The sequence below is a fragment of the Streptomyces regalis genome (assembly GCF_001509475.1).
In the GTDB taxonomy this organism is placed as follows: Bacteria; Actinomycetota; Actinomycetes; order Streptomycetales; family Streptomycetaceae; genus Streptomyces; species Streptomyces regalis.
Map to the genome: position 1 here is coordinate 76770 of NZ_LLZG01000187.1, position 6798 is coordinate 83567.

Below are 6798 nucleotides of genomic sequence, written 5' to 3' on the forward strand. Positions count from 1 at the left end.
GTCAGGCCCCCTCTACGTCCGCGAACGACGCCTGGTAGGCGGCGAACTGGGCGCGCTCCTCGTCGACGAGCGCATGCCCGTCCGCGTACACGTTCTCGAAGATGGCGAAGTGGTCCGGGTCCGGCATGGCGCGGACCGCCTCGCGCACTCGTTTGCCCAACGCCTCGCTCTCGCTCTCCAGTTCCGCGAAGAATCCCTCGTCCGCGTGGTTTGAAGCCTCGAGATAGCGGCGAAGGCGCAGGATCGGGTCCTTCGCCTCCCAGGCCAGGCGCTCCTCGTCACCGCGGTAGCGGGTGGGGTCGTCGGAGGTGGTGTGGGCGCCCATGCGGTACGTGTACGCCTCGACCAGCGTCGGCCCCTCGCCGCTGCGGGCACGCTCCAGCGCCCACTTCGTCACGGCGAGGCACGCCAGGACGTCGTTGCCGTCGACGCGGACGCCGGGGAAGCCGAAACCCTGCGCACGCTGGTAGAGCGGCACCCGGGTCTGCTTCTCGGTCGGCTCGGAGATCGCCCACTGGTTGTTCTGGCAGAAGAACACCACGGGAGCGTTGTAGACCGCGGAGAAGGTGAACGATTCCGCGACGTCGCCCTGGCTGGAGGCGCCGTCACCGAAGTACGCGATCACCGCGCTGTCGGCGCCGTCCTTGGCGATGCCCATCGCGTAGCCGGTGGCGTGCAGCGTCTGGGAGCCGATGACGATCGTGTAGAGCTGGAAGTTGTTGCTGTTGGGGTCCCAGCCGCCGTTGTTCACGCCGCGGAACATGCCGAGCAGGTTGGCCGGGTCGACCCCACGGCACCAGGCGACGCCGTGCTCGCGGTAGGTGGGGAAGACATAGTCGTCCTCGCGGGTGGCCCGGCCGGAGCCGATCTGGGCGGCCTCCTGGCCGAGCAGCGACGCCCACAGGCCCAGCTCGCCCTGGCGCTGCAGGGAGGTGGCCTCGGCGTCGAAGCGGCGGGTGAGCACCATGTCGCGGTAGAGGCCGCGGAGCTCGTCGGGGGTGATGCCGGCGACGTAATTGTCGTACTCGGCGTTCTTGACGCGCTTGCCTTCGGGCGTCAGCAACTGCACGAGTTCGGGGTCGGTGCCTGGCGATTTCTTTGCGGTTGTGCGCTTGCCGGCCGTGCTCTTGGTACCGGCGCTGCGTCGCGGCTTTGGCGCGGCAGTGCTCTCCACGGTCACGTGTGCTCCTCCGTCGGTCCGGCTCCCGGGTTCGCCGGGTGCCAGTGCGGCTCACCTGAAGCCCCACGGACGCACAGGGTGGGTGCGGCTCGTGTGGGAACAGGCGTGACAGGTGCCCCGGCGAGCGCCCTGCAATAGGCACGTTACCCAGTGCTCCACAATTCTGTGAAACCCCTCCTGACCTGCGATTTTGCTTGGATTTCCAAGTAAATCGCGAAAGTCCGGAACAACACCTGGTCACAGCCTTGCAGGGGGCCGGAACAACGGCACGTTATATCGGTGACCCAGGTCACGGGAAGAGCCACCGAGGGCGAGATCACTCATCTGGTGTGACGCTGAGCACACACGCGAAGACGGAAGAATCCGGAAATTCCGCCCGCCGATCACGAAGCGTGTCCGCTGCTACCGCCGACACGTGGGTACGCATTCCGGCCACTCGGCGGCCCCCGCAAACGGCACGCGCGCGTGAAGCCCGTTTCCGGGCCGCACGCGCGCGTGGGGCTGACTTCTTCAGTGAGACGGTGCCGGGAGCCAGGTCAGACGCCGTCGCTCGGTGTCGGCAGCGTCGCAGGATCCGACGGCTCCTCCGTGGGGTCCTCCGTCGGCTCCTCGGTCGGCTCGGCCGTGGTGGGCTCGTCGGTCGGCTCGGCCGTCGTCGGTTCCTCGGTCGGCTCCTCGGTGGGCGTGTACGAGGGCGTGTACGAGGGCGTGTAGTCCGGGTCGGTGCCCGTGCCGGTGCCGTCGTCCGTGAACTCGTCGGTCGGCTCCTCGGTCGGCTCGTCGCTCGGCGTCTCGCTGGACTTGTCCTCGGTGGTCTGCGAGGTGGTGGGCTTCTTCGTGGGGTCGGTGTCGGGGTTCTCCGTACCGGTGCCCTTGAGCGCCAGCGCGACGCCCGCCGCGATCGCGATCACCGCGAGGACGGCGAGGATCCACAGCTTGCCGCGGCCGCTGCCCTTGTTGCCGTGCCCCTCGAAGCCACCCTCGTCCCCGCCGCCGTACCCGGAGGGCAGGATCGGCTGTGGGATCTGCGTCGTCCCGGAGCCGGAGTCCGAGGGGTGCCCCATGACGGTCGTGTTCGCGAAGCCCGCCGCCGGGGTGTGCCGGCCGTCGTGCATCGCCACCGGGCCGGTGTTCCAGGTGCCTGTGTGGCCGCCCTGGTCGTACAGCATCTGCAGGCCGTACTGGACGAGGCCGCGCATCTCCTCGGCCGTCTGGAACCGGTCGTCCGGCTCCTTGGCGAGCGAGCGCATGACCAGGCCGTCGAGCTCCGGCGGGCAGCCGTCGGAGAACTCGGACGGCGGCGTCGGGATGTCCTGGACGTGCTGGTAGACCACCGACAGCGGGGTCTCGCCGGTGAACGGCGGCCGCAGCGCGAGGAGTTCGTAGAGCAGGCAGCCCGTCGCGTACAGGTCGGAGCGGTGGTCGACCGCCTTGCCGAGCGCCTGCTCGGGCGACAGGTACTGCGGGGTGCCCATGACCATGCCGGTCTGCGTCATCGTCGACTGCGCGCCGTGCAGGGCGCGGGCGATGCCGAAGTCCATCACCTTCACGGCGCCGTTGTGGGTGATGATGACGTTGGCGGGCTTGATGTCGCGGTGCACGATGCCGTGCTGGTGCGAATAGGCGAGCGCCTCCAGGACGCCGGAGACGATGATCAGCGCCTGCTCGGGGCCGGGCGCCTCGGCATTGAGGAGCAGGTCGCGGATCGTCCGCCCCTCGACGATCTCCATCACGATGTACGGCACGCTGTGGCCGCCCACGAAGTCCTCACCGGAGTCGTACACGGCGACGATCGCGTGGTGGTTGAGGCCGGCCACCGACTGGGCCTCGCGCGTGAAGCGGGCCTTGGACACCGGGTCCTCGGCGAGGTCCGAGCGCAGCAGCTTGACCGCCACGGTGCGCCCGAGGCGCACGTCCTCGGCCGCGAACACCTCGGCCATGCCGCCCCGGCCGAGTCTGCGGGTCAGCCTGTACCGGCCGTCCCCGACAAGCCCGCCATTACCCCACATCTCCGGCGCGTCTGACATACCGCCGCCAGCCGCCTCGGGGTCGGACGGGCCCTGAGCGCGCTGCTGCTGTGCCATCGGTCCTCGCCGTCGTTTCTGCCCGCGGTGCGCGCGGTGTTGTTACGGTCTCCGTCGGCCACGCTACAGCCTCCGCGCAAGCCGCCGGTCCGAGAAGGCCGCCCCAGCCGGAAGGAGACGGACCGGCCATCCAACCGGCACCCCGTCCGCTCGTGCAAATTCTGTGTACCGCGCGTACTGCCCCGGTAACTCTTCCGCGACGCTTCTTTCGCGTACGGTCACGGAACGGGCACCGCGCTTGACCTGTCAGTGCCGTGGGGCAGACTTGGCCGGGAATAGCACTTGGATCATCGGGATCAAACCCGATCCACGGCAATCCACGGCAATCGCAGGCGCCTAAGAGGCTACGGGGGACGCAGCACATGAGCCAGGACGGCGCACAGGGCCGGTACGCGAGGTGGGCGCTCGCCGGCGGCCGCTATCAGCTGCGCGACTTGCTCGGCGAGGGCGGCATGGCCTCGGTGCATCTCGCGTACGACTCCGTGCTCGACCGGCAGGTCGCGGTCAAGACCCTGCACACCGAACTCGGCCGCGAGCAGGCGTTCCGCGAGCGCTTCCGCCGCGAGGCCCAGGCCGTGGCCAAGCTCACGCACACCAATATCGTCTCCGTCTTCGACACCGGCGAGGACGAGGTCGACGGCATGACGACGCCGTACATCGTCATGGAGTACATCGAGGGCCGGCCGCTCAGCTCGGTCTTCGACGAGGACGTACGGCAGTTCGGCGCGGTGCCCGCCGACAAGGCGCTGAAGATCACCGCGGACGTGCTCGCGGCGCTGGAGATCAGCCACGAGATGGGGCTGGTCCACCGGGACATCAAGCCGGGCAACGTGATGGTGAACAAGCGCGGCGTCGTCAAGGTCATGGACTTCGGCATCGCGCGCGCCATGCAGTCCGGTGTGACGTCGATGACACAGACCGGCATGGTGGTCGGCACCCCGCAGTACCTCTCGCCCGAGCAGGCGCTGGGCCGTGGTGTGGACGCCCGCTCCGACCTCTACTCGGTCGGCATCATGCTGTTCCAACTCGTCACCGGGCGGCTGCCGTTCGAGGCGGACTCGCCGCTGGCGATCGCGTACGCGCATGTGCAGGAGGAGCCGGTCGCTCCGTCCTCGATCAACCGCGCCCTGCCGCCTGCCGTGGACGCGCTGGTCGCCCGCGCCCTGAAGAAGAACCCGAACGAGCGCTTCCCGAGCGCCGAGTCCATGCGCGACGAGTGCCTGCGCGTGGCCGCGTCCTTCCAGGCTGCCCCGCCGAGCATCGTGCCGGGCTCGCAGACGCAGAGCGGCCAGGGCGTCGGCGCCTCGGTGTTCCCGCCGGTCGGCCAGACGCCGCCGCCCGGAGGCCCGGTCCAGACGCCGTACCAGCCGACCCCGGCCCCGAACCCGTACGGCACCCCGCCGCCCGCGACGCCCGCGCCGGCGTACGGCTACCCGCAGCAGCAGCCCGGCTACCAGACCCCGCCGCCGGCGGCGTACTCGCCGCAGCCGGGCCACCCGACCCCGGCGCCGTACACCATCTCGCCCCAGCCGCAGACCACTTCGGGCGGCGGCAAGAACAACCGCGCGGTGATCATCGGCTCGATCGTCGTCTCCCTCGTCGCGGTGGGCGGCCTGATCGCGGCCCTGACGCTGCCCGGCGACGGCACCAAGGACGACGAGGGCGGGGGCGGCACGAGTACGTCGGCGTCGGCCACGAAGGCGCCGGGGTACCGGGAGGGGGACAGCTCGCGGACGGTCGAGACGACCGTGTGCACCGAGCCGCGGGAGTCGTACCTCAACCCCGACGAGGTACGGATGCCGGACTTCTCGTACCAGTACTGGCCCTCGGTCGTCGAGTGTCTCAAGGCCGCCGACTGGAAGTACCAGACGACCTCCAAGGACGAGAACACGTACGGCGCGGGCACGGTGCTGGTGCAGTCCCCCGAGGCGGGCACGGACTTCGACCCGGAGAACCCGCCGACGATGAAGTTCACGGTCTCGACGGGCAATCCGGAGTGACACCACCACCCGAACCCGCGCCTGCGATCTGAAAAAGGCCCGGCAGCACTGGCTGCCGGGCCTCCGCGTAGGTATCGGGTCGGTTCGCTTGTGTATCGGGTGTTCGCGTACCAGGTCTGTAGGTACCCGGGTCTTACAGGTACGGCCCGCCCACGCGGCCCCCCGGGCGCTGCTCACCGTCCTCGTGGCCGCCGACTCCCGGCGGGAGGGCGCGGCGCATCTGCTCCAGCTGGGCCCGGGCGGCCATCTGCTGGGCGAAGAGCGTGGTCTGGATGCCGTGGAAGAGGCCCTCCAGCCAGCCGACCAGCTGGGCCTGCGCGATGCGCAGCTCCGCGTCGCTCGGGGTCGCCTCGTCCGTGAACGGCAGGGAGAGCCGCTCCAGCTCCTCGACCAGCTCCGGGGCCAGGCCGTCCTCCAGTTCCTTCACAGAACTGGCGTGGATCTCCTTCAGCCGGACCCGGCTCGCCTCGTCCAGGGGAGCCACGCGCACCTCTTCGAGCAGCTGCTTGATCATGCTGCCGATCCGCATGACCTTCGCCGGCTGCTCGACCTGCTCCGTCACCGGGATCTCGCGGGAGTCCTCGTCTCCGGTGCCGCCGGTGAGCGCCATCCCGTCCTGGCCCACGACCAGGATCTGGGGGTTCTCGGACGGCCTTTCGTTCCTCGGCATCTCCATGCCGCCATTCTCTCGCACCCGTACAGCTCATCATCGTGGTGCCCCCCGTGTGGGGTGATCCACCGTTTACGCCGCGGGAGATTCCGTCAGTCACTCTTGGCCTGGGTGAGCCGCAACAGGCGGGCCTCGCAGATGTCGAGCCAGCGGCTCTCGGCCTCGGCGTGGAAGACGAGCTGCTCCAGGACGAGCAGCCGGGCCATCTCGTCGGGGTGCTCGTGCGCCCGCGCCAGCGCCTCGGCCCGCCGCCGTACGTGCCCGTGCAGGGCCTGGGCCACATGCCTGCGCTGCGCCTGTACGACCTCCCGTACGTCGACGCCGGGCGCCCCGACCGCCATCACCAGCTTGATCGCCAGCTCGTCGCGCGGCGGGCTCGCCCGCTGCACGGGCCGCGCGAACCAGGACCGCAGCTCGGCGCGGCCCGCCTCCGTCAGCGCGTACAGCACCCGCCCCGCCTCGTCGACGCCGTCCTGGACGACCATGCCGTCCCGCTCCAGCCGGCCGAGGGTCGTATAGACCTGGCCGATGTTCAGCGGCCAGGTCCCGCCCGTACGCGCCTCGAACTCGGTGCGCAGCCGCGAGCCGTAGCGGGGGCCGGGTTCCAGGAGGGCCAGCAGCCCGTGTCGTATCGACATAACCGGATTGTGCGCCGGATTCGGTCGGGTGGCGGAGTACAAAATGCACCGATGTGTGGGGTGCTGTGAGGCTTGTTTCCGTGACTTCATGGCTGGGGGCGACGCGAGGGTGGCGGGGGCGGACGCGTGCTGCGTGCGGCGGAGGGGCGGGAGCCCTGCCGACGATGCGGGCCGCGGGCGCGCTGGTCGTGCTGGTGGCGGGGCTGGTCGTGGGCCTGTGCGGGGG

5 protein-coding genes are annotated in these 6798 nt (G+C 70.1%); 1 reads left to right on the forward strand and 4 read right to left on the reverse strand.

The genetic code is table 11. From position 1 onward, the window contains the following. Position 1: 1 nt before the first annotated feature. On the reverse strand, positions 2–1180 hold the full coding sequence (gene pdhA / locus ADL12_RS21715) for a pyruvate dehydrogenase (acetyl-transferring) E1 component subunit alpha (RefSeq protein ID WP_062704336.1): 1179 nt from the start codon (positions 1178–1180) through the stop codon (positions 2–4). A 536-nt stretch (positions 1181–1716) separates the two neighbouring features. After that, positions 1717–3264, reverse strand: coding sequence for a protein kinase domain-containing protein (locus ADL12_RS21720; protein WP_062704337.1), 1548 nt, complete (start codon positions 3262–3264; stop codon positions 1717–1719). 362 nt (positions 3265–3626) lie between these two features. On the opposite strand from ADL12_RS21720, the gene ADL12_RS21725 reads away from it, so the two are divergent. Continuing rightward, positions 3627–5264: a protein kinase domain-containing protein gene (locus ADL12_RS21725; protein WP_062704338.1), complete on the forward strand. Its 1638-nt coding sequence runs from the start codon at positions 3627–3629 to the stop codon at positions 5262–5264. A 133-nt stretch (positions 5265–5397) separates the two neighbouring features. Here ADL12_RS21725 and ADL12_RS21730 read toward each other — a convergent pair whose 3' ends face one another. After that, positions 5398–5940, reverse strand: a complete 543-nt coding sequence (locus ADL12_RS21730; RefSeq protein ID WP_062704339.1) for a bacterial proteasome activator family protein — start codon at positions 5938–5940, stop codon at positions 5398–5400. Between the two features lie 86 nt (positions 5941–6026). After that, positions 6027–6572: a PadR family transcriptional regulator gene (locus tag ADL12_RS21735; protein ID WP_062704340.1), complete on the reverse strand. Its 546-nt coding sequence runs from the start codon at positions 6570–6572 to the stop codon at positions 6027–6029. Positions 6573–6798: the final 226 nt, after the last annotated feature.